Annotated in this window: 20 protein-coding genes; 8 read left to right on the top strand and 12 right to left on the bottom strand. The window is 57.4% G+C overall.

Annotated features, from left to right (window positions below):
- Positions 1-13 precede the first annotated feature (13 nt).
- A complete protein-coding gene (gene rimA, locus ACYASS_RS07175) occupies positions 14-796 on the bottom strand; it encodes a S6 modification regulatory phosphodiesterase RimA (RefSeq protein WP_243243963.1) in 783 nt (260 codons plus the stop codon).
- A gap of 118 nt (positions 797-914) precedes the next feature.
- Here rimA and ACYASS_RS07180 point away from each other — a divergent pair, with 118 nt between their 5' ends.
- The gene (locus ACYASS_RS07180; RefSeq protein WP_463585608.1) at positions 915-1,319 is read left to right on the top strand and encodes an RNA-binding S4 domain-containing protein; all 405 of its coding nucleotides are present in this window, start codon (positions 915-917) and stop codon (positions 1,317-1,319) included.
- Positions 1,320-1,396: 77 nt separating this feature from the next.
- On the opposite strand, the gene ACYASS_RS07185 is transcribed toward ACYASS_RS07180, so the two are convergent.
- Positions 1,397-2,212: a phosphatase PAP2 family protein gene (locus tag ACYASS_RS07185; RefSeq protein ID WP_463585609.1), complete on the bottom strand. Its 816-nt coding sequence runs from the start codon at positions 2,210-2,212 to the stop codon at positions 1,397-1,399.
- Positions 2,213-2,313: 101 nt separating this feature from the next.
- Between ACYASS_RS07185 and hslO the strand changes: the two genes are divergently transcribed.
- Entirely contained in the window at positions 2,314-3,207 is an 894-nt protein-coding gene (gene hslO / locus ACYASS_RS07190; RefSeq protein ID WP_463585610.1) for an Hsp33 family molecular chaperone HslO, read from the top strand.
- Positions 3,208-3,385: 178 nt separating this feature from the next.
- Positions 3,386-4,930 (top strand): phosphoenolpyruvate carboxykinase, encoded by a 1,545-nt coding sequence (locus ACYASS_RS07195; RefSeq protein ID WP_463585611.1) that lies wholly within the window; start codon positions 3,386-3,388, stop codon positions 4,928-4,930.
- Positions 4,931-5,018: 88 nt separating this feature from the next.
- Here the strand turns inward: ACYASS_RS07195 and ACYASS_RS07200 are convergent, their stop codons facing one another.
- Both ACYASS_RS07200 and ACYASS_RS07205 read right to left on the bottom strand, forming a co-directional pair.
- Complete coding sequence (locus ACYASS_RS07200; protein WP_463585612.1) at positions 5,019-6,149, bottom strand: hypothetical protein; 1,131 nt, start codon at positions 6,147-6,149, stop codon at positions 5,019-5,021.
- Between the two features lie 267 nt (positions 6,150-6,416).
- Positions 6,417-7,238 (bottom strand): hypothetical protein, encoded by an 822-nt coding sequence (locus ACYASS_RS07205; RefSeq protein ID WP_463585613.1) that lies wholly within the window; start codon positions 7,236-7,238, stop codon positions 6,417-6,419.
- 185 nt (positions 7,239-7,423) lie between these two features.
- Here ACYASS_RS07205 and ACYASS_RS07210 point away from each other — a divergent pair, with 185 nt between their 5' ends.
- Together ACYASS_RS07210 and ACYASS_RS07215 are read left to right on the top strand one after the other, a co-directional pair.
- Positions 7,424-9,361, top strand: a complete 1,938-nt coding sequence (locus tag ACYASS_RS07210; RefSeq protein WP_463585614.1) for a RecQ family ATP-dependent DNA helicase — start codon at positions 7,424-7,426, stop codon at positions 9,359-9,361.
- A gap of 101 nt (positions 9,362-9,462) precedes the next feature.
- Positions 9,463-9,894 carry an acyl-CoA thioesterase gene (locus ACYASS_RS07215; RefSeq protein ID WP_463585615.1) on the top strand — a complete coding sequence of 144 codons (432 nt, stop codon included), beginning with the start codon at positions 9,463-9,465 and terminating at the stop codon, positions 9,892-9,894.
- 56 nt (positions 9,895-9,950) lie between these two features.
- On the opposite strand, the gene ACYASS_RS07220 is transcribed toward ACYASS_RS07215, so the two are convergent.
- From ACYASS_RS07220 to ACYASS_RS07235, 4 genes are all read right to left on the bottom strand, one after another.
- Positions 9,951-10,412 (bottom strand): YMGG-like glycine zipper-containing protein, encoded by a 462-nt coding sequence (locus tag ACYASS_RS07220; RefSeq protein WP_463585616.1) that lies wholly within the window; start codon positions 10,410-10,412, stop codon positions 9,951-9,953.
- A 321-nt stretch (positions 10,413-10,733) separates the two neighbouring features.
- On the bottom strand, positions 10,734-13,070 hold the full coding sequence (locus ACYASS_RS07225; protein ID WP_463585617.1) for an FdhF/YdeP family oxidoreductase: 2,337 nt from the start codon (positions 13,068-13,070) through the stop codon (positions 10,734-10,736).
- On the bottom strand, positions 13,067-13,906 hold the full coding sequence (fdhD, locus tag ACYASS_RS07230; protein WP_463585618.1) for a formate dehydrogenase accessory sulfurtransferase FdhD: 840 nt from the start codon (positions 13,904-13,906) through the stop codon (positions 13,067-13,069). Before fdhD ends, ACYASS_RS07225 begins: the two co-directional genes overlap by 4 nt.
- Before the next feature lie 94 nt (positions 13,907-14,000).
- The gene (locus ACYASS_RS07235; protein WP_463585619.1) at positions 14,001-14,888 is read right to left on the bottom strand and encodes a LysR family transcriptional regulator; all 888 of its coding nucleotides are present in this window, start codon (positions 14,886-14,888) and stop codon (positions 14,001-14,003) included.
- Positions 14,889-15,039: 151 nt separating this feature from the next.
- Between ACYASS_RS07235 and lysM the strand changes: the two genes are divergently transcribed.
- On the top strand, positions 15,040-15,489 hold the full coding sequence (lysM, locus tag ACYASS_RS07240; protein ID WP_463585620.1) for a peptidoglycan-binding protein LysM: 450 nt from the start codon (positions 15,040-15,042) through the stop codon (positions 15,487-15,489).
- A gap of 126 nt (positions 15,490-15,615) precedes the next feature.
- Here the strand turns inward: lysM and yrfG are convergent, their stop codons facing one another.
- The gene (yrfG, locus tag ACYASS_RS07245; protein ID WP_463585621.1) at positions 15,616-16,278 is read right to left on the bottom strand and encodes a GMP/IMP nucleotidase; all 663 of its coding nucleotides are present in this window, start codon (positions 16,276-16,278) and stop codon (positions 15,616-15,618) included.
- Between the two features lie 99 nt (positions 16,279-16,377).
- Here yrfG and nudE point away from each other — a divergent pair, with 99 nt between their 5' ends.
- Together nudE and cysQ are read left to right on the top strand one after the other, a co-directional pair.
- A complete protein-coding gene (gene nudE / locus ACYASS_RS07250; protein WP_463585622.1) occupies positions 16,378-16,944 on the top strand; it encodes an ADP compounds hydrolase NudE in 567 nt (188 codons plus the stop codon).
- Positions 16,941-17,783, top strand: a complete 843-nt coding sequence (gene cysQ, locus ACYASS_RS07255; protein ID WP_463585623.1) for a 3'(2'),5'-bisphosphate nucleotidase CysQ — start codon at positions 16,941-16,943, stop codon at positions 17,781-17,783. Before nudE ends, cysQ begins: the two co-directional genes overlap by 4 nt.
- 238 nt (positions 17,784-18,021) lie before the next feature.
- Here the strand turns inward: cysQ and ACYASS_RS07260 are convergent, their stop codons facing one another.
- The 3 genes from ACYASS_RS07260 to ACYASS_RS07270 are packed head-to-tail and all read right to left on the bottom strand — an operon-like array spanning position 18,022 to position 21,673.
- Positions 18,022-18,477 carry a thioesterase domain-containing protein gene (locus tag ACYASS_RS07260; protein WP_463585624.1) on the bottom strand — a complete coding sequence of 152 codons (456 nt, stop codon included), beginning with the start codon at positions 18,475-18,477 and terminating at the stop codon, positions 18,022-18,024.
- 17 nt (positions 18,478-18,494) lie between these two features.
- Positions 18,495-19,862: a sigma-54-dependent transcriptional regulator gene (locus ACYASS_RS07265; protein WP_122667018.1), complete on the bottom strand. Its 1,368-nt coding sequence runs from the start codon at positions 19,860-19,862 to the stop codon at positions 18,495-18,497.
- Positions 19,859-21,673 carry a sensor histidine kinase gene (locus ACYASS_RS07270; protein ID WP_463585625.1) on the bottom strand — a complete coding sequence of 605 codons (1,815 nt, stop codon included), beginning with the start codon at positions 21,671-21,673 and terminating at the stop codon, positions 19,859-19,861. The genes ACYASS_RS07265 and ACYASS_RS07270 overlap by 4 nt, the downstream gene beginning before the upstream one ends.
- Between the last annotated feature and the right edge of the window lie 108 nt (positions 21,674-21,781).

The following is a 21,781-nucleotide window of genomic DNA, read 5'->3' on the forward strand; positions in this document are numbered from 1 at the left end:
GTTTCCGTACTTCTCATGCTTTCTGCCAGGCCCCGGAATCAACCTGGGCCAATGCTTTGAATGCAGGTTTGGCGAACCAGTAACCTTGCATCAGATAAATCCCGCAGTCCGCGAGGAAGTCACGCTCTTCGGCGCATTCGATGCCTTCGGCAATGACTGTAACTCCCAACTCTGCACACATTGTGACAACCCCACGAACGATAGCCTGACGCGGCCGGTCGCGGTGAATATCTCTGATTAATTGCATGTCGAGTTTTATCAGGTCCGGCTGAAAATCGGCCAGTAGCGTCAGCCCCGAGTATCCGGCGCCAAAGTCGTCAATGGCGGTCATGAAGCCGAATTGGCGGTATTCACGCAGAATATTGGTTAAATGGCGATTGTTATCGACGTGCTCACTTTCGATTGTCTCGAAGATCAGCCGATCCAGTGGAAAATTGTGCTGGCGAGCCGCCTCAAGCGTGCTCCGGATACACAACTCGGGTCGATAAACCGCATTGGGCAGGAAGTTGATCGAAAGGCGTTCAGTCATGTTCAGCGCAGCCGCTCCCGCAATGGCGTGGGTGCGGCATAGCTGATCGAATCGATAGCGGTTTTTGTCCGTGACCTGGCTAAGCACCGATAACGCACCCTCGCCATTGATGCCGCGCACCAGTGCCTCATGAGCAAAAATCGTGTTTTCTCGCAGGTCCACGATTGGCTGGTAGGCGAAAGCAAATGAAAAGTCGAGATCGGGGCTGTTTTTGCAGCCGTCGCATCCGCGTGCAGGTGAGGTCAATGACGTTGGGAATTCGGTCATTTCGCACTCCATGAGTAAGGGGTTTCGGGGATGCCAACGCTGCTGATTGTCGCAATCGCGTACTGCACGCCACGTGTGACGTAGTACAGTCTGACTACGACCTGATTGAGGAATTCATATGGCTCAGAAGTCAGACGAAGACGATAAAGTCCGTTTGGATAAATGGCTATGGGCGGCGCGTTTCTACAAAACGCGTGCCTTGGCAAAAACGGCAATTGAAAGCGGTAAGGTGCACTGCAGGGGCGAGCGTTGCAAGCCAGGTAAAGAGCCGCGTATTGGTGATCAATTTCAGATTCGTACTGGCTTTGACGAGCGTACGGTCGTGGTTGAAGCGCTGTCCATTGTTCGCCGTGGTGCTCCCGAAGCTCAGGCGCTTTATAGCGAGACCCCCGAGAGCGTTACCAAACGCGAAAATGAAGCCGCGCAACGCAAGGCCGGGAATCTGGGGGTTACCACAGACGGCAAGCCGACCAAGAAACAGCGTCGGCAACTGTTCGATTTCCGTGGCGCGGCGCGCGATTGAGGGTGCTTGAATCTGTAGGAGTGAACTTGTTCGCGAGGCGTTCTTTCTGACACACCGCCTCGCCAACAATGTGGCTCCTACAGAACGGCTGGATCGCCTTGCCGCACCACACTCATCCTGTTCACCAGCGGCAACTTTCCGGCCAGCCTGAAAACAGGTGCGGTCGCCTTCAGCCACAGATTGCTCGCCACTGCAGCAAACGGCGTGTAATAGCCCCAGCCTAATGCGAGCAGCGCAATCAGCACGCCGCCAATGTAATCGTCCTGGCCCCAATGAGCGCCCGCGACCAGGCGCGGCATCATGAACAGCAGCGCCAGGCTCCAGATCACTACGCGCTGGATAAGTGTGCGGCTGAACACCGACATGAACAGCGCCCAGATCAACAGCACTGAAGCATGGTCGCCAGGAAAACTTTGGCTGGAGCGATCCTTGAGCTCCCAGGCTTTTTCCAGATGAGGGAACATTTCACTCAAGCGAATTGCCCCTTCAAGCACCATCGACGGGCTGTCGTGTTGCAGGCTCGAATGATCCAGCCATTTGGAGAAGAGCGTACGAATGATCAGCAGCAACAGCAGGATCGAGACAAACCCGAACAGTGCCGCGCGCACCTGGATGGCTTCGAACACCCAGTCACCTTTGATCAGCAGGCACAGCAGGATCACGCCGACCACGGCATCAAATGGCCGCATACTGGCAACTGTCCATATGTCCCGCCACACTACGCTCTGCTCCAGGGGTTGATTGAGCAGGTGAAATAAACCCTCATCAAACTGGTTAAACAGGGCATGGCCGGTTGGCCACATCCAGATCCCGAGCAGCCCAAGGGCGACTAAATTGCACAGCACGAGTCTGCTGATGTTCCACTTCGCTTGGAAGAGTGTGGGATAGCCCATAAAATGGCCCTCATCTACATGGCAAGACGCACCCCTAGGGCGCTAAACCGCGCTTTATAGCGGCTTGTCATCACTTTGTCATCAATTCAGATACCTTCCCAATGACTGATATCGACTACACCCAGCGCTTCATTTTCGACGAGAGCGACGTTCGCGGTGAGCTGGTCGCGCTTGAACGCAGCTATGCAGAAGTGCTGGCCAAGCACCCGTATCCGGAGCCTGTCGCGCAACTGCTGGGCGAACTGCTGGCGGCGGCAGCTCTGCTGGTCGGCACGTTGAAATTCGACGGTTTGTTGATTCTTCAGGCACGTTCCAGTGGTGCGGTTCCATTGCTGATGGTCGAGTGCTCCAGCGAGCGCGAGCTGCGCGGCATTGCCCGTTACGATGAGTCGCTGATCACCCCCGGCGCCGGTCTGCAGGACCTGATGCCTGAAGGCTCACTGGCCATGACCATTGATCCGCGCCAGGGCAAGCGTTATCAGGGCATTGTTGCTCTGGATGGCGTCGACCTTTCCGAAAGCCTGTCGAGCTACTTTGTGATGTCCGAGCAACTGGGCACACGCTTCTGGCTAAAGGCTGACGGGCATCGCGCACGTGGTTTGCTGCTGCAGCAATTGCCCGTGGCACATCAACCCGATCCCGAAGAGCGCGATGCTACCTGGGAGCACGTCACCACGCTGGCCAGCACCCTGACCGCCGAAGAATTGCTGAGTCTGGACAACCAGACCGTCCTGCATCGTCTGTTTCACCAAGACCCTGTGAGAATGTTTGACGTTCAGCCGCTATGCTTCCGTTGCAGTTGCTCTCGGGAACGTTCAGCCAATGCGCTGGTCAGTCTTGGACTGGAAGATGCGCAGCAACTGGTTATCGAGCATAACGGTACGGTCGAGATCGACTGTCAATTCTGCAACCAACGCTATCTTTTCGATGCCACTGATATCGCCCAGCTGTTCGCTGGCGGTGGCGTTGATTCGCCATCTGATACGCGTCACTAATTACGCACGGATAACGCCTCACTGCATGCTGTGGGCAGCGGTGAGGCAGTTCTGACGGGAGGCCTACCAATCTTGGGCTTTTCTGGCATAATCCGGCCCACTTTTCCGCTGTAGTAGTGGTTGTTTTTTTACTACAAAACCGTTTGGAGCACTCGGCCACTGGCCGACGGGGACCCTCATGACTCAAACCAATAACGCTGTGTACACCGATCTGAGCATCGACGACCTGGTCAAGCAAGCGCTTGCCCGCGGCGAAGGCGAACTTTCCGACACTGGCGCTCTGGTTGTGAGAACAGGCCATCGTACTGGCCGTTCGCCGGTCGATCGTTTCATCGTTGAAGAGCCTACTACTCAGGACGCAATCGCCTGGGGCCCGATCAACCGCAAGTTCCCGGCTGACAAATTCGACGCACTGTGGGATCGCGTTGAAGCGTTCAACAACGCGCAAGAGCATTTCGTTTCACACGTACATGTAGGTGCTGCAGAAGACCACTACCTGGCTGTGAAAATGACCACTCAGACTGCCTGGCAGAACATGTTTGGCCGCTGCCTCTTCATTAATCCGGCCCAGTACAACCCGGCTGGCCGTCAGGAGTGGCAGGTTCTCAACGTCGCCAACTTCGAATGCGTTCCAGAGCGTGACGGCACCAACTCCGACGGTTGCGTAATCCTCAACTTCGCGCAAAAGAAAGTTCTGATCGCTGGCATGCGTTACGCCGGTGAAATGAAGAAAGCCATGTTCTCCGTGCAGAACTTCCTTTTGCCAGCCGCTGACGTGCTGCCAATGCACTGTGCTGCCAACATCGGCGAAGAGGGTGATGTAACTCTGTTCTTCGGTCTGTCCGGTACCGGCAAAACTACTCTGTCCGCTGATGAAAGCCGTTACCTGATTGGTGACGACGAGCACGGCTGGGGTGAAGGCGTAGTGTTCAACATCGAAGGCGGTTGCTATGCCAAGTGCATCGACCTGTCCGAGAAGAACGAGCCTGTCATCTGGAAAGCGATCAAGCATGGTGCAGTACTGGAAAACGTCGTCATCGACGAGACCACCAAGCACGCCGACTATGCCGACGTCAGCCTGACTCAGAACAGCCGCGCCGCTTACCCGCTGGAGCACGTTGCCAAGCGCTCCGAGAAAAACCTCGGTGGTGAGCCGAACGCTGTGATCTTCCTGACTTGCGACCTGACCGGCGTGCTGCCGCCAGTGTCGATCCTCAGCGAAGAGCAAGCGGCTTACCACTTCCTGTCGGGCTACACCGCCCTGGTTGGCTCCACTGAAATGGGTTCGGGCAGCGGCATCAAGTCGACCTTCTCCACCTGCTTCGGCGCACCGTTCTTCCCGCGTCCGGCTGGCGAATACGCAGAGCTGCTGATCAAGCGCATCCGCGGTTTCGGCTCCAAGGTCTATCTGGTTAACACCGGCTGGACTGGCGGCGGCTACGGCGTTGGCAAGCGCTTCAACATCCCGACCACTCGTGGTGTGATTGCAGCCATTCAGAGCGGCGCACTGATCGGCGCAGCCACCGAGCACCTGGACACCATCAACCTCGACGTGCCACTGGCCGTACCGGGCGTTGAAACCGAGCTGCTCAACCCTCGCAACACCTGGGCTGACAAAGCTGCTTACGATGAGGCTGCCAAAGCACTGGCCGGTCTGTTCATCGAGAACTTCAAGAAGTTCGAAGTAAGCGACGCAATCAAGGCAGCGGGTCCGCAGTTGTAATTCGGACTGGTTGAACAAAAAACCGCCCCGTTGGGGCGGTTTTTTATTGAAAAGAAGCTGTCGTTAATCAGCCCGGTTTCAATTTGACTCAATGAATATGGCTGTAGGCATCATTACCTTTGGCCAGTGAAGCGGATAAGCCTGCCTGAGGCGCGAACGTTTTACCGGTTAATGAGGAAAAATTAGCTCCTTTATCGCCATGACTGACATAACGCTCATCCTTACTGGACTCTGTCAGTACGGTATATGAAATCTTGCGCATCGCTATGAATTTGGATTCATGCATAACAATACTTTGATGCAGGCGACTGATTTCAGCTGCAGACAAGTTCAGCTTTTTGCCGAGAAGCGTGCCCCAGCGCGTCAGGCATACTTCTGCATAGTGTCTGACCAGATTGCCAGCTTCTACTAAAGAACCCGGTCCGTCGGAGCCTTTGAGGGAGGCATTGCCGACCAAAGTTGCATGTCGGCCAGCCATTGGATAAATACTGACCTTGGTTGCTGGATCTGTCTTCGGGATAACGCAGGCGAAGCCTTTTGATCTTTCATCCCGAGCGAAAAAACCGACGTATTCTTTGACGTTTTTCCCTAAGCTGACCTTTTCAAGCTGAAAGTTCCCAGTGCCCGGCACTGGATCCACCGCGAAAATGTTGACCGGAATATTACGCAGAGCCGGATCGCCCGCCATGGCATTCGCCAGCATGTGGCAGCTGACACCACCACGGCTCCAACCTACCAGATTGACCTGAGACGGGATGAGCCCGCCCTTGCGGAAGGTTTTGATGATTTTTTCTTGCAGGTCTTGCTGGCTAATTTTGCGGTTGCCGTAATCATAGTGCCGCCACAGCCATGACCCTTCTGTTTCGACATCCTGAATCGGTACGCCCGATGCTTTTAACTTGTTGTATTCAGCCTCTGTCAGCTTGGTTCGTTTCCAGTCTGCCTTGCCTTTGATAAGGTTTACTGCATGTTGAACATTTTCATACCAGCCTTTACCAAAGGCCGTGCCCGTCCATCCGTAACCTTTAGGTTCAGTGAACAGCTCATCTGCTTGTAAATTGCCACTGCCGGGGCCATCAATAACAATCCAGTCAGCGAACTCTCTGCTGGTCATGTTAGCGGCCAGAGTCGAGACTAATTCTCCGCTCCAGTAGTTGTCATTCAGGGTGTCGTATTTGGTAGAGCCTGTGCCGCAAAAGAATATCGTAACTACACTCATGAGAAACCTCCGTGTTTGATGAGTACGGAGCAGATTAGAAGAGTATTTCTACGGGTGCTCAAGTGCGTTGTTACTTGATGTTGTTGGCTGTCCGGTTTAACTGGATATCGCTGCTGGCAGATGGGCCTCATCAAACAAATCAAAACAATTTTATTTGAAATGACGTTTTGTAGGAGCGGCCGCAGGCTGCAAAAGCATTCTTGCTGATACATCGCTATCGCAGCTTGCGACAGCGCCTACAGGATTAGTATTTCATTGAGCTTTGTACTACCCCGCCTCAAAGGTCCTGTTCGCCTCGCAATAGCGTTCCTGAGTCTGCTTGCTTTGTTCATCCCGGTCTCTGGCGGCGCGTTTGGTCCATTCCAGGCAGGATTCCTTGAAGAACACGACGGCAGCGCGGCGGCATTCGCGCTTTTCGACGCTGCCTTTGCTGAAGTTCATGCACACACTGCTGTTGTCGACGCGGTTATTGAGCACTCGAAAATCCGCGTGATAACGACTGCGACTGTCCACAGCGCGAAAGCTGACACTTGCGACGCTGTAGGCTCTCGTTGACCGTTCAGAATGAGGGCGGGAAAGGTCTGATTTGAAGTCCGCCATGTAGCTGGATGACACCATGCCTTTGGCTGGCTCGCGCTCGGTAGGCCGTGGCACTTGGCCGAAGCGACAATTGAGGACATTTTCGTCGATCACGTTGCCATTTTTCATGCATTCATCAAGCGGCTGGGCGCTTGGGGGGGGTAGTTCTCGTCTAACCACGTTAGGGCCAAGATACGGCTCGACAGCTGAAGCTGGAACGGGCTGTGGCGGGGTTTCGATCAAGGCTTGCGCAGGTTCAGGCGCGACGGCAACCTGCTCGATTACTGGTCGAGGTGCGGCTGGAAGTGGTGTTGCCCGAGGAAAAAGCAGATAGGCACCTAATCCTGCTATGGCCAACGGAATAACCAGCGACGAGTAGCCGCGACCCTTCGTGCGGTTTACAGGTCTGCGTTTCCCTGGATGCGCGCCCAGTACGATATCGACCTTGCCGGGCGTCAGACGCTCTATATGGGTAAGCCCATCGTCGCGTGATTGGTCGCTGGATTCCATTCCTGTTCCTTTCGCCTTGATGATGACGCTGCGTGATGGGCGAGAGGTTAAACCGGGTAAATAGCCTTTTGCTAGTAGCTGTTGTCTGTATCCTTATTCATTTTTGTAATGCTTTGGTTGTTTTCTGACCAGGCTGACCGCGCTAAGGTCTCGCACCTTGGTCGAGGTCAATGGAGTGGCAGCTTATGTACAAGCGTCTTGAGCAGGTTTTCGGGTATTCAGAGTTTCGTCCGGGGCAGGAGGCGGCCATCAGTGCGGTATTGGCAGGCCGCTCTGCAGCGGCGATTTTCCCGACGGGGTCGGGTAAGTCACTGTGTTACCAACTGCCCGCGCTGATGCTTTCGCACCTGACATTAGTGGTTTCGCCGTTGCTGGCGCTGATTCAGGATCAGTTGGCGTTTTTACAGCGCCACGGTATTTCGGCAGCCAGTATCGATTCAGCGCAGAGCCGTGATGACGTTGCACAGGTCATGGCTCGGGCGCGCTCAGGTGAGCTGAAGATCCTGATGATTTCCGTGGAGCGGTTGAAGAATGAGCGCTTTCGCCACTTTATCTCGCAGGTGCCGATTTCCTTGTTGGTGGTAGACGAAGCGCACTGTATCTCTGAATGGGGCCACAACTTTCGACCTGACTATCTCAAGCTTCCGGACTACCAGCGCGAATTCAATATCCCTCAGGCGTTGCTGCTCACTGCCACCGCCACGCCGCAGGTCATTGACGACATGCAGGCCAAGTTTGCCATCGAGCCGCAGGACGTTGTCACCACGGGGTTCTATCGTTCTAACCTGAATCTGTGGGTCGAACCTGTGACAGGGTGGGACAAGCGACGGCGACTTGTGGAGTGGCTGGGCGCCAAGCCCGATCAACCGACGATCGTCTATGTCACGCTGCAGAAAACCGCCGAGTACACCGCTGCGCACCTGGCGCAGAACGGTATTGCTGCCAGTGCTTATCACGCCGGGTTGCCCCACGATCAGCGCGAGTCTATCCAAAGACAGTTTATGGACGGCCAGCTCAATTGCATCGTGGCAACCATTGCCTTCGGCATGGGCATCGACAAGAGCGATATCCGCAACGTGGTGCATTTCGATCTGCCCAAATCCATTGAGAACTACAGCCAGGAAATCGGCCGCGCCGGGCGTGACGGCGCTCCCTCTGATTGCCTTGTGTTGGCCAATCGCGACAGCCTCAATGTGCTGGAAAACTTCGTTTACGGCGACACGCCGGAGTTGTTCGGCATTCGTTATGTCCTTGAAGATTTACTGGATGCTGGCGCGCAAGGGCAGTGGGAATTTTTGCTTGGACCATTGGCGGAGCAGGCCAATATTCGCCAACTGCCGCTGAAAACCTTGTTGGTGCAGCTGGAGCTGCGCGGCATTATCGCGCCACGCTATGCGTATTTTGCGGAGTACCGCTTCAAGTTCCTGATCGAGACGGAGGCGCTGGTGCAGCGTTTCGAAGGGGAGCGTCGGCAGTTTGTAGACGCTTTGGTTGCGACGTCCACGCGGGCGCGAACCTGGGCAACGGTGGATTTCGATGCAATGTATCAGCAGTACCAGGCTGAGCGTGGGCGGGTGGTTACGGCGCTGGACTACTTTCAGGAGAAAGGCTGGATCGAGCTGGAAAGCAAGCAGATGACTGAGGTCTACAGCCTGCTCGTCACCGATTTTGATGTTCAGGCGCTTAGTGTCGAGCTGCATGAGTATTTCAGCGAGCATGAGACCTCGGAGGTTAAGCGGATCCATGCGATGCTTGAACTGTTCGCCAGTGAGCAATGTTTAAGCAGTCGGCTGGCGGATTACTTCGGTGATCACAAGGCGCCACGCCGCTGTGGACATTGTTCGGTATGTGCCGGACATGTCGCGCGGCTGCCGGAGCCTCCTGCGTTGGCACCGCTGGAAGCGCAGAGCTTCGAGCAGTTGTGCGGTGCGTTCATCCTCAAACATCAGGAGTACAGAGACCATGTTCCGAGTGCCGATTGCGTGACTCGATTCCTGTGTGGCATCAGCGTGCCGTTATTCACCAAACTCAAAGCGCGGGGGATCCCTGGTTTTGGTCAACTGGAGGATTATCCGTATGCGGCGGTCAGGGATTGGGTGCGGGTTAATATCCACTCTGAATAGTTGTAGGAGCTGCCGAAGGCTGCGAGCGCTGTGTGTCAGACAAATAATCTTCGCAGCCTTCGGCAGCTCCTACAGATGCCAACTTACGACAAGAGAGCTCTATGACCAACACAACCGCGCAACGCACCGAATACCGCCACTTCCAGCCCATCACCACGCGTTGGCACGACAACGATATCTACGGCCATGTGAACAACGTGACCTACTACAGCTTTTTCGACAGCGCAGTGAATACCTACCTGATCGAGCGCGGCGGGCTGGATATTCATGACGGTTCGGTGGTGGGCTTTGTGGTGAGTTCTTCGTGTGATTACTTCGCGTCGATTGCCTATCCCGACCTGATTGAGGTCGGCTTGCGGGTTGCGAAGCTGGGCAACAGCTCGGTGCAGTACGAGCTTGCGGTGTTCAGGGCAGGCGAAGATGAGGCCTGTGCGGCGGGGCGTTTCGTTCATGTGTTTGTCGACAGGGCGTCGAATCTGCCGGTATCCATCCCTGAAACGCTCCGCGAGGCGCTGCAGGTTTTAGCGGTGTGAAAACAACACTGGCCGCTTCATGGGCGGCCAGTGTGCTTGTCAGGTCAATACGTCACTCAACGATGACGGTAGTGGTGTTTGTTTTTGCGATGGCCATGAGCATGTCCGCGCGGACCACGGTCACCGCGATAGCGACGGTTATCACGTTCGTCGGCGCGGCTTTCGTTGCCCATGTAGTTACCCAATGCACCACCAGCACCGCCACCTGCGGCTGCGCCGACCAGGCTACCCGTGCTGCCGCCCACGCTGCGACCAATTACGTTACCGCCAGCAGCGCCCAGACCGCCGCCTATGGCTGCTTCTGTACGATTGCGACGGTCGGCACCCACGGCAGCGCCACCTGCACCGCCCAGGCCTGCGCCAATCGCTGCACCTGTGTTGCCGCCCAGTTGTTGGCCGACAACCGAACCGAGTACCCCACCCAATGCACCGCCCACGCCCGACTCAACCGTACCGCCTGCTGAGGCGAGACCACTGGCCAGAGTGAGTGACAACAACAGAATCGAGGAATACTTCATGCAATGAACCTCAAAGGGATGACGGCGCCGATCCTGAGGTTCTGCCGAGATTGTGGCAACGCAAATCCGACGAGTAACACGACTGGTACACAAATAGCTAAGTTACTGTTTTTGCTAAGGAACTTAAGTATGTTTTGACAGTCTGAGCTTACTTGATCAAGGCCCGTTTCTCGCGAAACGGGCCTTTTTTGTTCGTTTGAAAAGGCTTCTGTAGGAGCTGCCGCAGGCTGCGATTGCATCATCACTGACACAACGGGATTCGCAGCCTTCGGCAGCTCCTACAGAGGTAGTGTGTTCCTCTGGGATCAGGCTAAACCCTAATCAAACAATCCGTGCTGAATCAGCCGAACGCTCCAGTTTGATCGCCACGAACTTCGAGGTTGGCGTGCTGCTGCCATCGCCGACGCTTTCCAGCGGTACCAGCGGGTTAACTTCCGGGTAGTAAGCCGCAGCTTGCCCAGCCGGAATGTCGAAGGCCAGTAAGGTGAAGTTCTTCACGCGACGCTCGCGGCCATCACCCCAGATCGAAATCAGATCGACCTTTTGCCCTGGCTGGTAGCCCAGACGGACGATATCGGCCTCGTTGACGAACACCACGTCACGCTGACCTTTCACGCCGCGATAGCGGTCGTCCAGGCCATAAATAGTGGTGTTGTACTGATCGTGGGAACGCATGGATTGCATGATCAGATCCGGTTCCTGACCCGTGGAGCGCACGCTGGCGTGTATCAAATCAAGCGGCAGCATGTTGGGCTTGAAGTTGGCGCGTTCGGTCGCAGTGTTCCAGCGACGGGCACCTGCGGCGTTGCCCAAGTAGAAGCCACCTGGATGTTCAAGGCGCTGATTGAAGTCCTTGAAGCCAGGAATGGTGTCGGCGATCAGCTCGCGGATGCGGTTGTAATCTTCCACCAGCCACAGCCAGTCAACCGGCTGCTTGCCCAGAGTCGCGTTGGCGATGCCAGCGAGAATCGCAGGCTCTGAACGCATGTGGCGAGACGACGGTTGCAGCTGGCCATTGGAGGCGTGAACCATGCTGAAGGAGTCTTCCACGGTCACCGCTTGCGGGCCGTTGGCCTGGATATCGATGTCGGTACGACCGAAGCACGGCAGGATCAGCGCTTCTTTACCGTGGCTCAGGTGGCTGCGGTTCAGTTTGGTGCTGATCTGCACGGTCAGGTCGCAGTTGCTGAGGGCGGCAACGGTGCGGGCACTGTCCGGCGTAGCCTGGGCGAAGTTACCACCCAGTGCGATGAAAACTTTGGCGCGGCCTTCGGCCATGGCGTGGATAGCTTCAACCACGTTGTGACCATTTTCACGCGGTACTTTGAACTGGAAGCGACGCTCCAGCGCATCAAGGAAGAACGCCGGTGGGCGTTCGTTGATGCCCATGGTGCGGTCGCCCTGCACGTTACTGTGACCGCGCACCGGGCACAGGCCTGCGCCCGGACGGCCGATATTGCCACGTAGCAGCATCAGGTTAGCGATTTCCTGAATCGTCGCGACCGAATGGCGGTGCTGGGTGATGCCCATCGCCCAGCACATGATGACGTTCTTGCCCTTGAGGTACATGCGCGCGGACTTTTCGATATCCACCAGCGTCAGGCCAGACTGCTCGACGATCTTTTCCCATGGGGTGTCATCGATAGTCGCCAGGTAGTCGAGCACGCCTTGGGTGTGTTCGTTCAGGAACGCGTGGTCGAACACCGACGGCTCGTTGGCCGCTTGTGCATCGCGCTCCCATTGCAGCAGGAACTTGGCCATGCCGCGCAGCAGCGCCATGTCGCCACCCAGTGCCGGGCGGAAGTAGGCCGTGTTGGTCGGACGGTCACCGTTGGTGAGCATCTCGATCGGGTGTTGTGGATGCTGGAAGCGCTCCAGACCGCGCTCTTTCAGTGGGTTGACGCACACCACCTGAGCACCGCGCTGAACGGCTTCACGCAGCGGTTCGAGCATGCGCGGGTGGTTGGTGCCTGGGTTCTGACCCCAGACGAAAATCGCATCGGCGTGCTCGAAGTCGTCGAAGGTCACGGTACCCTTGCCGACGCCGACACTCTGCGACAGCGCAACGCCGCTGGCCTCGTGGCACATGTTCGAGCAGTCAGGGAAGTTGTTGGTGCCGTACGCGCGAACGAACAACTGGTACAGATAAGCGGCTTCGTTGCTGGCCCGTCCCGAGGTATAAAACTCGGCCATGTTCGGGTTTGGCAACGCTTTAAGGTGTTTGGCGATCAGAGCGAAAGAATCGTCCCAGCTGATCGGCTTGTAGCGATCGGTTTCGGCGTCATACACCATTGGCTCGGTCAGACGGCCCTGATATTCCAGCCAATAGTCACTTTGTTCACGCAGGGCGCTGACGCTGTAGCGGGCGAAAAATGAAGGGTCTACGCGACGCTTGGTCGCTTCCCAGTTCACTGCCTTGGCGCCGTTTTCGCAGAATTTGACCATGCCGCTTTCCGGCGAATCACCCCATGCACAGCCTGGGCAGTCAAAGCCGCCGTTCTGGTTGGTTTTGAGCATCATGCGCAGGTTTTTCAGTGCGTTGTCGCTGGTCAACCAGGCATGAGTCACGCTGATCAGTGCGCCCCATCCGCCGGCGGCACCTTTATAGGGCTTGTAGCGCGGGGTAGGTTTGAGGTCGGCTTCTTTATGCAGGCTCATGCTTGATTCTCCATCACGGGACTGTAAACCCGCGGCGCACTGTGTTGCGGCAGGTGAATTAGGTTCAGGTTATGACGACGTGCCCATTGCAAGGCCAGGCCGGTAGGCGAGGACAAGCTGACCAGCGTCTGGATACCCGCGCGCAGCACTTTCTGGATCAGCTCCAGACTGCAACGGCTGGTGACGATGGCGAGGCCGCCGATTATTGGAATTTCCTGACGCACAAGGGCGCCGATCAGCTTATCCAGGGCGTTGTGTCGACCGATGTCTTCCCGGCCCAACAGCAATTTCCCTTGGTTATCCATGAAGACCGCTGCATGTACTGCACCGCAGTGACGACCCAGCGGCTGGAATTCACCAATCCGCTGACGCAAGCCTTCAAGCCACTCGATGGGCGGCAAAGGCGCCCCCGGTAAAACGTCCAGTTCAGGCAGTGCCTGTTCAACGGCTTCGACGCCGCACAAACCGCAGCCACTGGTGCCCGCCATCTGCCGACGTTGCTGTTTGAGGTCCCAGAACGCCCGGCTGGCGATTTCTACTTCCGCCTGCTGTGCAGAGCCGCAGCCGCTGAGCTTGATGTCGTAGATCTCATCCGGTGAGGCAATGATGCCGCTGCCCAGACTGAAACCAACGACAAAGTCCTCCAGGTCAGTCGGCGAGACCAACATGACTGCCTGGCTGATGCCGTTATAGGCAATGGCCAAGGCTACTTCTTCGGCTAGATCGGCAGGCGCCAATACATCGCGTTCGAGGTTGGAGTAGCTGTAGGGCTGGCTTGCGGCGGGCGCGGGCGATTGTTCTGCGGGCGCCGTACTGACCGTTCGCTTGGCGTGCATGGGAACGTACCGGCAGAGTGACATCTCACAAGACTAGGCCTCTTGTCGGATATCGTCTAATCGCTAGTTCCAATGCGCTGATAGATGACGTCGATCAATGTTTTTCGTTGAGTTTCTGATAGAGCGCAAAACACGCTTCAGCCAGCACTGACCGGGGCGCACCCCGCCGCATGATCATGCCCAGGCGCGCCATTGTGCGGGCATCGTCGATGGGTTGCAGGCGCAGGTCCTCGGTCAGGTTTTCCAGTTCACCCTCCAGCGGCATGATCGCGCAGCAGAAACCGCCGTGAACGGCCTGAAGTAACTGATGAACGGCATCGGTCTGTAGCAGCGGATTGAACTGCAGACCACGGCTATGGAAGTTGTGATCGATGGACTGGCGGAAGTGCATACCGCTGGTCAGCAAACCCAGCGGCAGCGCTATCAGGTCTGCCCATGTCAGCGGCCGATCGCCAAAGGTGAAGTGGCGATGATCATAAAGCAGCCCCATGCGGGTTTCTGCCAGGGTCAGGGAATCGAAACGTTCGCTGTCCAGATGTTCCATATAGGAAACGCCCAGATCAATGCGGTTGCTCGCCAGTTGCTCGAGTATCTGTTCGGAGCTCAGCGCTGACAGTTCGAAACGCAGGTTAGGGTGGCTTTCGTGCAACAGCCTCAATAATGGCAGCGGGTCAAAGCTCGACAACGGTACTACGCCCATGCGCAGGGTGCCGACGAGATTGCCCCGGCAGGCGGCTGCTTCTGCCTGCAAGCCGTCATAGGCGGCCAATACCGTGCGTGCCCACGCCAGAACGCGTTCGCCCGGGGCAGTAAAACCCTCAAAGCGCTGCCCGCGAACGACCAGTGGCAGCTCAAGTTCTTCTTCCAGGTTGCGCAGGCGCATCGACAGGGTCGGTTGGGTGATATTGCAACGTGCGGCGGCCTGGCCAAAATGCCTCGTTTCATCGAGGGCGATCAGGAATTTGAGTTGTTTGATGTCCATATTCGCTCCGTTGGGCACAGCAAGCGCGTGATTCTAGCCTGTTGATGTGTCGGATGGGCGGTCGGCTGCCGGTCGGACGTTGGTTCCTGAGGGCTCGTTACGACTAACCTTGTCTGTTGGGTCCGACAATAACAATCAAGGAGAACCACGCATGAGCATTTTCAGTTTCCTGAAAGAGGCCGGGGAAAAAATCCTCGACGCAATTACGCCTGGCGATGCGAATGCCTCAGGCGAGGCGCTCAAGAAGCACATTTCAGATGTCGGCTTAGGCAACCCTAATGTCGATACCACCGTGGAAGGCAGCAAGGTTACGGTCACCGGCGAGGTTGCCAGTCAGGAAGAGAGGGAAAAAATCCTGCTGACAGTGGGCAATATCAAGGGTGTGGAAACGGTCGATGACCAGATGACCATCACTGCAGGTAACGCGGCGGCTACTCAGGCGAAATTCGTTACCGTCGAAAAAGGCGACACCCTGAGCGCCATATCCAAACGGGTCTACGGTGACCCGAATAAGTATCAGAAGATCTTCGAGGCCAATAAACCGATGCTCAAGGATGTGGACAAGATCTATCCGGGGCAGCAGTTGCGAATTCCCGAGTAGTGCGCCTCGATCCCTGTAGGAGCCAACTTGTTGGCGAGGCGGTCGAACCGATGACATATATGCATCGGTCATCACAGCGTTTCGCCAACAAGTTGGCTCCTACAGGCGATCGCGTTTGGATTGATTTTACAACCCCTCAATCAACTCCCGATAATCCTTCACCGCTGCAAACTCTTCGGTGTCTTTCGGCCCTTTCTGGCTGTTCGGTTCGCTGACCGCAAGCAAATGGCCGATGCCGAAGGTGCGGGCGCTGCGCAGGATCGGCAGGGTGTCGTCGATAAACAGACTGCGCGTCGGGTCGAAGGCGATGTCGGCCTGAAGTGCGTCCCAGAAGTGCGGACTTTCCTTGGGGAAGCCGTAGTCGTGGGAACTGATCAGACGTTCAAAGTAAGGCGCCAGCTCGATGCGCTCCATTTTCAACGACAGCGAATCGCGATGGGCGTTGGTGATCATGATCACGCGCTTGCCTGCCTGCTTGATCGCGGCGAGGAATGTTTCGGCGTCTGGACGCAGGGCAATCAGGTCGGCGGTTTCCAGCTTGAGGTCGCGTACTGACAACTTCAGCTCGGCGCTCCAGTAGTCCAGGCAGTACCAGTTGAGCGTGCCCGCATTTTTTTCAAACAGCGGCTTCATCTCCAGCAACGCCATCGCCAGGCTGACGCCGTGCAGCTCGGCATAGCGCTGCGGCAAATGCTGCAGCCAGAAATGCTCGTCGTAATGAAGGTCGAGCAGGGTCCCGTCCATATCAAGCAGAACGGTATCGATGTCGCGCCAGGGCATGGAAGGCATTCAAGTCTCGCAAGGTATAGATGGGTGACGTCAGCATATCCGAGACAGACAATCGGAAAAGCCACGGTATAGTAACCCGTCCACGCAAAGGAGCCTGTCATGCGCCAGAAACCCACCGTACTTGCCCGCGAAATCGTCGCCAGTAGCCGTCTGTTCCGTGTAGAGGAGCTGCAACTGCGCTTCGCCAACGGTGTGGAGCGCACTTATGAGCGTTTGGTGGGGCGTGGTAATGGCTATGGCGCGGTGATGATCGTTGCAATGCTCGATGCTGATCATGCGGTCTTGATTGAAGAGTATTGCGGTGGCACTGATGAGTACGAGCTGTCTTTGCCCAAAGGGCTTATCGAGCCTGGCGAAGACGTGCTTGCTGCCGCCAATCGTGAACTCAAGGAAGAGGCGGGCTACGGCGCTCGACAGCTGGAGCACCTGACCGAGCTTTCCCTGTCGCCTGGCTACATGAGCCAGAAAATCCAGGTGGTACTGGCCTCCGATCTTTACGAAGAGCGTCTGGAAGGCGATGAACCGGAACCGATGCGTGTGGATAAAGTGAATCTGCGCGAGCTGTCGAGCCTGATCGAGCACCCGCAATTCAGTGAAGGCCGTGCTCTTGCTGCGCTCTACCTGGCGCGGGATTTGTTGACCCAACGTGGACTGTTTTTGCCATGACCGATGTTTTCAACGACCTGCCGCACCCGCTCCTGGAACCTGTAATCAAGCTTGCCCGTCTCGCCGGGGAAGTCATCTTGCCGCACTGGCGCGCCAATGTGACGGTCACCTCAAAGGCGGATGATTCGCCCGTCACTGCGGCGGACATCGCTGCCCACCAGTTACTCGCTGAAGGCTTGCTGGCGCTGGCACCGGATATTCATGTCCTGTCCGAAGAAGATGCCGATATCCCGCTGAGCGAACGTGCGAAGTGGGAGCGCTGGTGGCTCGTTGATCCGCTGGACGGCACCAAGGAGTTTATTTCCGGCAGTGAAGAGTTCACCGTCAACGTTGCTCTCATAGAGAAAGGCCGTGTCGTGTTTGGTGTGGTCTCGATGCCGACCAATAACCGCTGCTACTTTGGAGGCGCCGGATTGGGCGCGTGGCGCAGTGATGACGATGATCACCTCACACCAATCAGCGTGCGTCAGGAGCCGGGCGTCGGTCATGACTTCACCGTAGTCGCCAGCCGCCGCCACACCAGCCCTGAGCAAGAGCGCCTGCTGGCCGGTTTGTCTGCTGCGGTCGGACATCTGCATTTGACCAATATCGGTAGCTCGTTGAAGTTCTGCCTGTTGGCCGAAGGCGCTGCCGATTGCTATCCCCGGCTGGCACCGACATCACAGTGGGATACCGCTGCCGCGCAAGGCGTGCTGGAAGGGGCGGGCGGAGAAGTACTTGAGCTGTCTGGCGAACCGTTCAGTTATCCGCCCCGTGAGTCGCTGCTTAATCCGTTCTTTCTGGCACTGCCTGCCGGGGCGCATTGGCGAGAGAGCTTGCTGGAGTTGGCGCGATCCTGATTGCACATGCGTTTTCTGTAGGCGATTGCTGTGTGTCTCTGGCACAGCGCTGCCGCGCAGCAAACACTTACCCTGTAGGAGTGAGCTTGCTCGCGATAGCTTCAGCACAGGCGATATATTCCTCGGCTGACAGACCGAATCGCGAGCAAGCTCACTCCTACAGAAGCCTTATTTCAAATTAGATAGTTATTCGTTGTTTGGAAGACCCAATAGTACTGTTTCTGGGGCACGCGGCGCGTTACCGATGCAACACAAACTGCCCGATAAAACGCACTGCTTCCTCATCGCTTCCTCGCGCACAGATCCGCGTTGGTAGCGTCAATCGCGCCCGGCCGCGACGTTGATAAGTCGTGACGAACTTTTCCCAGACGGCTTGATCCGGCGCATCGCATATCGCCACCGCGTCTTCGCGAACCGGCAGGGGATAACTGATTTGCCCATCCTGAATCACGATGTGCCCATCTTCGATTCCGGCCTCTTTCAGGCGCACGTGCAACCAGCCCCAACCCGCCAAAACGGCGCCGCAGTAAAGGCTTCCGCCGAACAAAGTGCTTTTATGATTGATGTTCGGGCCGAGCGGTAAATGCAGCCGCAGTTGGTGATCCTGCCAACTCAAGACTTTCACCCCCATCGCCAGGGTGAGCGGGATGTCGTGATGCAGCACCTGTTCCAGTGCAGCGGCCTCTAGTGACATCTGGTTATCCTCAGGCTTCATTCCTGCTCATCCGCGCCGCCGCCGAAGCTCAGTCCGTGTTTGCGCAGTTTGTCGTGCAGGGTTTTACGCGGCAGACCGAGCGCCTCCGCGAGGCTACGCACGGAGCTGTGCGGTCGGGTTAATTCAGCGGCGATCAAGGCGCGCTCGAAGCTTTCGACCTGTTCGCTGAGGCCTCCGGTGATCGTCGGCACCACCGGCACTTCGTTGCCTTCCAGAGCAAGCTCCAGACCCAGAGCAAAACGCTCCGCGGCGTTTTGCAACTCACGGACATTGCCCGGCCAGGTGTGGCGCAACAATAAGGCGCGTTGCGCGGGTTGCAGTTCATGTTTGGGGAGTCCGTGGCGCATGCTGGCCGCATCTGCATAGTGCTGAAACAGCATCAGCGCGTCTTCGCCCCGCTCACGTAACGGCGGTATGCGCAGCGGTGCCACATTGAGTCGGTAATACAGGTCGGCGCGGAAGCGGCCTTGATCCGCCGCCTGACGCAAGTCTTCCTTAGTCGCCGCGATCACTCGAATGTCCAGCGGGATTTGCTGGTTGCCCCCCAGTCGCTCGACCATGCGCTCTTGCAACAGGCGCAGCAGTTTGACCTGCACGTCCATGCTCATGCTTTCGATTTCATCCAGGAACAGCGTGCCGCCATTGGCGAATTCGAACTTGCCGATACGGCGTTTCTGCGCCCCGGTAAACGCGCCCGGCTCGTGCCCGAACAGTTCGCTTTCGACCACGGATTCTGCAAGCGCGCCCGCGTTGATCGCTACAAATGGCCCGGTCCGGCGGTTCGACAAATCGTGCAGCGCCCGCGCCACGACCTCCTTGCCCGCGCCGGTTTCCCCAAGGATCAGCACGTCAGCCTTGGTTGCGGCCAAGGCACCGATCTGCTGACGCAAGCGCAACATGGGCGCCGACTGGCCGACCAGTCGTGCGCTCAATTGCTGCCGGTCGCTCAGCGCCAGGCGCAGGCTGCGGTTGTCCAGCACCAGACGGCGCAAAGCCAGCGCGCGACGCACACTGTCCAGCAACGCGTCGCTGGCAAAAGGTTTTTCCAGAAAGTCGTAAGCCCCGGCGCGCATCGCCTGCACGGCCAGCGGTACATCGCCGTGGCCGGTAATCAGCAGGACCGGTAATTCTGGATCCCTGCCATGCAGGTCGCTCAACAGCTCAAGGCCATCCATCCCTGGCATACGAATGTCGCTGACTACTACGCCGGGCCAGTCACGTTCGATGCGTGCCGCGAGGCCGTTGGCTTCCGGCAGGGTCAGGACTTTCAGCCCGGCGAGATCCAGCGTCTGGCTCAAGGCTTGACGCAGGTGCGGGTCGTCGTCGATCAGCACTACCTGGATCTGGCTGTCGATGGCGGTCATGCAGATAAATCCTCTGGCGGTTGAAGGTTGACCCCGGATGCGCCATCGCGCAGGCGCAAAGTCAGTAGTGCGCCTCCGGTCGGATGATTATCGAACAGCAGTTCACCGCCCAGGGCGCGCATCAGGGTATCGCAGATCGCCAAGCCGAGCCCCAGGCCCTGTGTTCGGGTCTTGGTGGTAAAGAATGGCTCTCGGGCACGGGCCAGTGCTTCCTGCGTAAAACCCGGTCCATTGTCCCGGATGAACAGATTGACGCCATCTGGCGTTTGCTCGGCACTGATCCAGATTTTGCGCGGTGGCCCTTTTTCAGTCAGCGCGTCCAGCGCATTGGCCAGCAGGTTGCCGAGTACCTGACGCAACCTCGTTTCACCGGCCTGCACCCACAGCGTGGCGTCGGGCAAGTCGCGAATCAGTTCGACTTCCATGGCGCGACGCCGCTTTGCCAGCAGCGCCAGAGTGTCGTCCAGCGCAGGTTGCAGGGCAACGCTTTCCGGCGCATGACGGTCGCGCCGGGCGAAGGCGCGCAGGTGGGCGATGATTGAAGCCATGCGGCCCGTCAGTTCACCGATCTGCTTGAGGTTGCCGCGCGCATCATCAGTGCGTGAATGATCCAGCAGAATTTCTGCGTTCTCCGCATAGCTGCGGATAGCGGCCAAGGGCTGGTTGAGTTCGTGGCTGATACTTGCTGACATGGTGCCCAGCGCAGACAGCTTGCCAGCTTGTACTAATTCATCCTGGGCGCGAACCAGTTCCTGTTGCGCCTGCTCGCGCTCCAGGACTTCCTGCCTCAGACGGCTGTTCAGGCCTTCCAGGTCGCTGGTGCGTTCTACCACTCGGACTTCCAGCTCACGCCGGGCCTTGGCCTCGAAGGCGATTCGGTCCAGGTAGTGCCGTCGCCGTTGAATCATGATGCCGAGCAACAACATGACGACCAACAAGGCTGCACCGCCGATGGCCACCACCGTACGTACCGGACGATCAATCAGCGCACGCGGGGCCAGGATATTCACGCTCCAGCCGGTTTCATCAATTTGCTGGCTCTGGGTCAGCCAGGCTTTGTCGTCGAGCAGCAAGGGACGCGGATCGCGAGTCGGGTAAGGCTGGATCGCCACAATGGCCTGCTTTTCCTCTTCGCTCAGCGTACGCGTTGCACGGAAGCGCCACTCAGGTCTGGAGGTCAGCACGACCACGCCGTTGTGATCAGTGAGCAGTAATTGTTCGGGGGTTTTACCCCACAGGTTTTCGGTGTGGTCCAGATCAATTTTGACCACCAGCACTCCGATCACTTTGCCGCCGTCGCGCACCGCCGAGGCGAAGAAATAGCCCCGCTTGGCAGAGGTCGTACCGAGGCCAAAAAAGCGTCCCAGATTGCCCGCCATGGCATCGCTGAAGTACGGGCGGAAGGCAAAATTACGGCCCACAAAGCTGTCACGTTTGTCCCAGTTTGACGCCGCAATCGTCGTGCCTTCGGCATTCATCAAGTACATGACTTCAGCGCCAGTCTGGCGAACGATGGTCTGCAGCAGCTGGTTGGCAGATTGCTGTGTGTCGCTCCCCTGTGGCGCTTTCAATGCGGCGGGCAGACCCGGCAGCTGGCTAAGAATTTGCGGCAAGGTTTCGTAGCGGTGCAGCGTGCCCAGCAGGTTGGCGACGTAGAGGTCCAGGGTCTGGCGATTCTGGCTCACTAGCTCGTTACGGTAATAACGCTCGGCCAGGTGCTCCAGCGGCCACAGCAGCGGCGCCAGACATAACGCCAGCAGCGCAAGGCTGCGCCAGCGCGGGCGGGGTGGGAGTGTGGAATGGCTGGTCATCGTCGGAGTGCACTACGGGTCGGCTTTGGGGACACCTTAGTGACGCTATCGCGAGCAAGCTCACTCCTACAGGGTATGGTGTTGTCTCTGTAGGAGTGAGCTTGCTCG

It is taken from the genome of Pseudomonas sp. HP_14 (genome assembly GCF_055283875.1).

What these genes read in the sequence shown, in the direction of transcription:
- rimA (WP_243243963.1), bottom strand. Translation starts at nt 796, where the DNA reads ATGACCGAATTCCCAACGTCATTGACCTCACCTGCACGCGGATGCGAC.
- ACYASS_RS07180 (WP_463585608.1), top strand. Translation starts at nt 915, where the DNA reads ATGGCTCAGAAGTCAGACGAAGACGATAAAGTCCGTTTGGATAAATGG.
- ACYASS_RS07185 (WP_463585609.1), bottom strand. Translation starts at nt 2,212, where the DNA reads ATGGGCTATCCCACACTCTTCCAAGCGAAGTGGAACATCAGCAGACTC.
- hslO (WP_463585610.1), top strand. Translation starts at nt 2,314, where the DNA reads ATGACTGATATCGACTACACCCAGCGCTTCATTTTCGACGAGAGCGAC.
- ACYASS_RS07195 (WP_463585611.1), top strand. Translation starts at nt 3,386, where the DNA reads ATGACTCAAACCAATAACGCTGTGTACACCGATCTGAGCATCGACGAC.
- ACYASS_RS07200 (WP_463585612.1), bottom strand. Translation starts at nt 6,149, where the DNA reads ATGAGTGTAGTTACGATATTCTTTTGCGGCACAGGCTCTACCAAATAC.
- ACYASS_RS07205 (WP_463585613.1), bottom strand. Translation starts at nt 7,238, where the DNA reads ATGGAATCCAGCGACCAATCACGCGACGATGGGCTTACCCATATAGAG.
- ACYASS_RS07210 (WP_463585614.1), top strand. Translation starts at nt 7,424, where the DNA reads ATGTACAAGCGTCTTGAGCAGGTTTTCGGGTATTCAGAGTTTCGTCCG.
- ACYASS_RS07215 (WP_463585615.1), top strand. Translation starts at nt 9,463, where the DNA reads ATGACCAACACAACCGCGCAACGCACCGAATACCGCCACTTCCAGCCC.
- ACYASS_RS07220 (WP_463585616.1), bottom strand. Translation starts at nt 10,412, where the DNA reads ATGAAGTATTCCTCGATTCTGTTGTTGTCACTCACTCTGGCCAGTGGT.
- ACYASS_RS07225 (WP_463585617.1), bottom strand. Translation starts at nt 13,070, where the DNA reads ATGAGCCTGCATAAAGAAGCCGACCTCAAACCTACCCCGCGCTACAAG.
- fdhD (WP_463585618.1), bottom strand. Translation starts at nt 13,906, where the DNA reads ATGCACGCCAAGCGAACGGTCAGTACGGCGCCCGCAGAACAATCGCCC.
- ACYASS_RS07235 (WP_463585619.1), bottom strand. Translation starts at nt 14,888, where the DNA reads ATGGACATCAAACAACTCAAATTCCTGATCGCCCTCGATGAAACGAGG.
- lysM (WP_463585620.1), top strand. Translation starts at nt 15,040, where the DNA reads ATGAGCATTTTCAGTTTCCTGAAAGAGGCCGGGGAAAAAATCCTCGAC.
- yrfG (WP_463585621.1), bottom strand. Translation starts at nt 16,278, where the DNA reads ATGCCTTCCATGCCCTGGCGCGACATCGATACCGTTCTGCTTGATATG.
- nudE (WP_463585622.1), top strand. Translation starts at nt 16,378, where the DNA reads ATGCGCCAGAAACCCACCGTACTTGCCCGCGAAATCGTCGCCAGTAGC.
- cysQ (WP_463585623.1), top strand. Translation starts at nt 16,941, where the DNA reads ATGACCGATGTTTTCAACGACCTGCCGCACCCGCTCCTGGAACCTGTA.
- ACYASS_RS07260 (WP_463585624.1), bottom strand. Translation starts at nt 18,477, where the DNA reads ATGTCACTAGAGGCCGCTGCACTGGAACAGGTGCTGCATCACGACATC.
- ACYASS_RS07265 (WP_122667018.1), bottom strand. Translation starts at nt 19,862, where the DNA reads ATGACCGCCATCGACAGCCAGATCCAGGTAGTGCTGATCGACGACGAC.
- ACYASS_RS07270 (WP_463585625.1), bottom strand. Translation starts at nt 21,673, where the DNA reads ATGACCAGCCATTCCACACTCCCACCCCGCCCGCGCTGGCGCAGCCTT.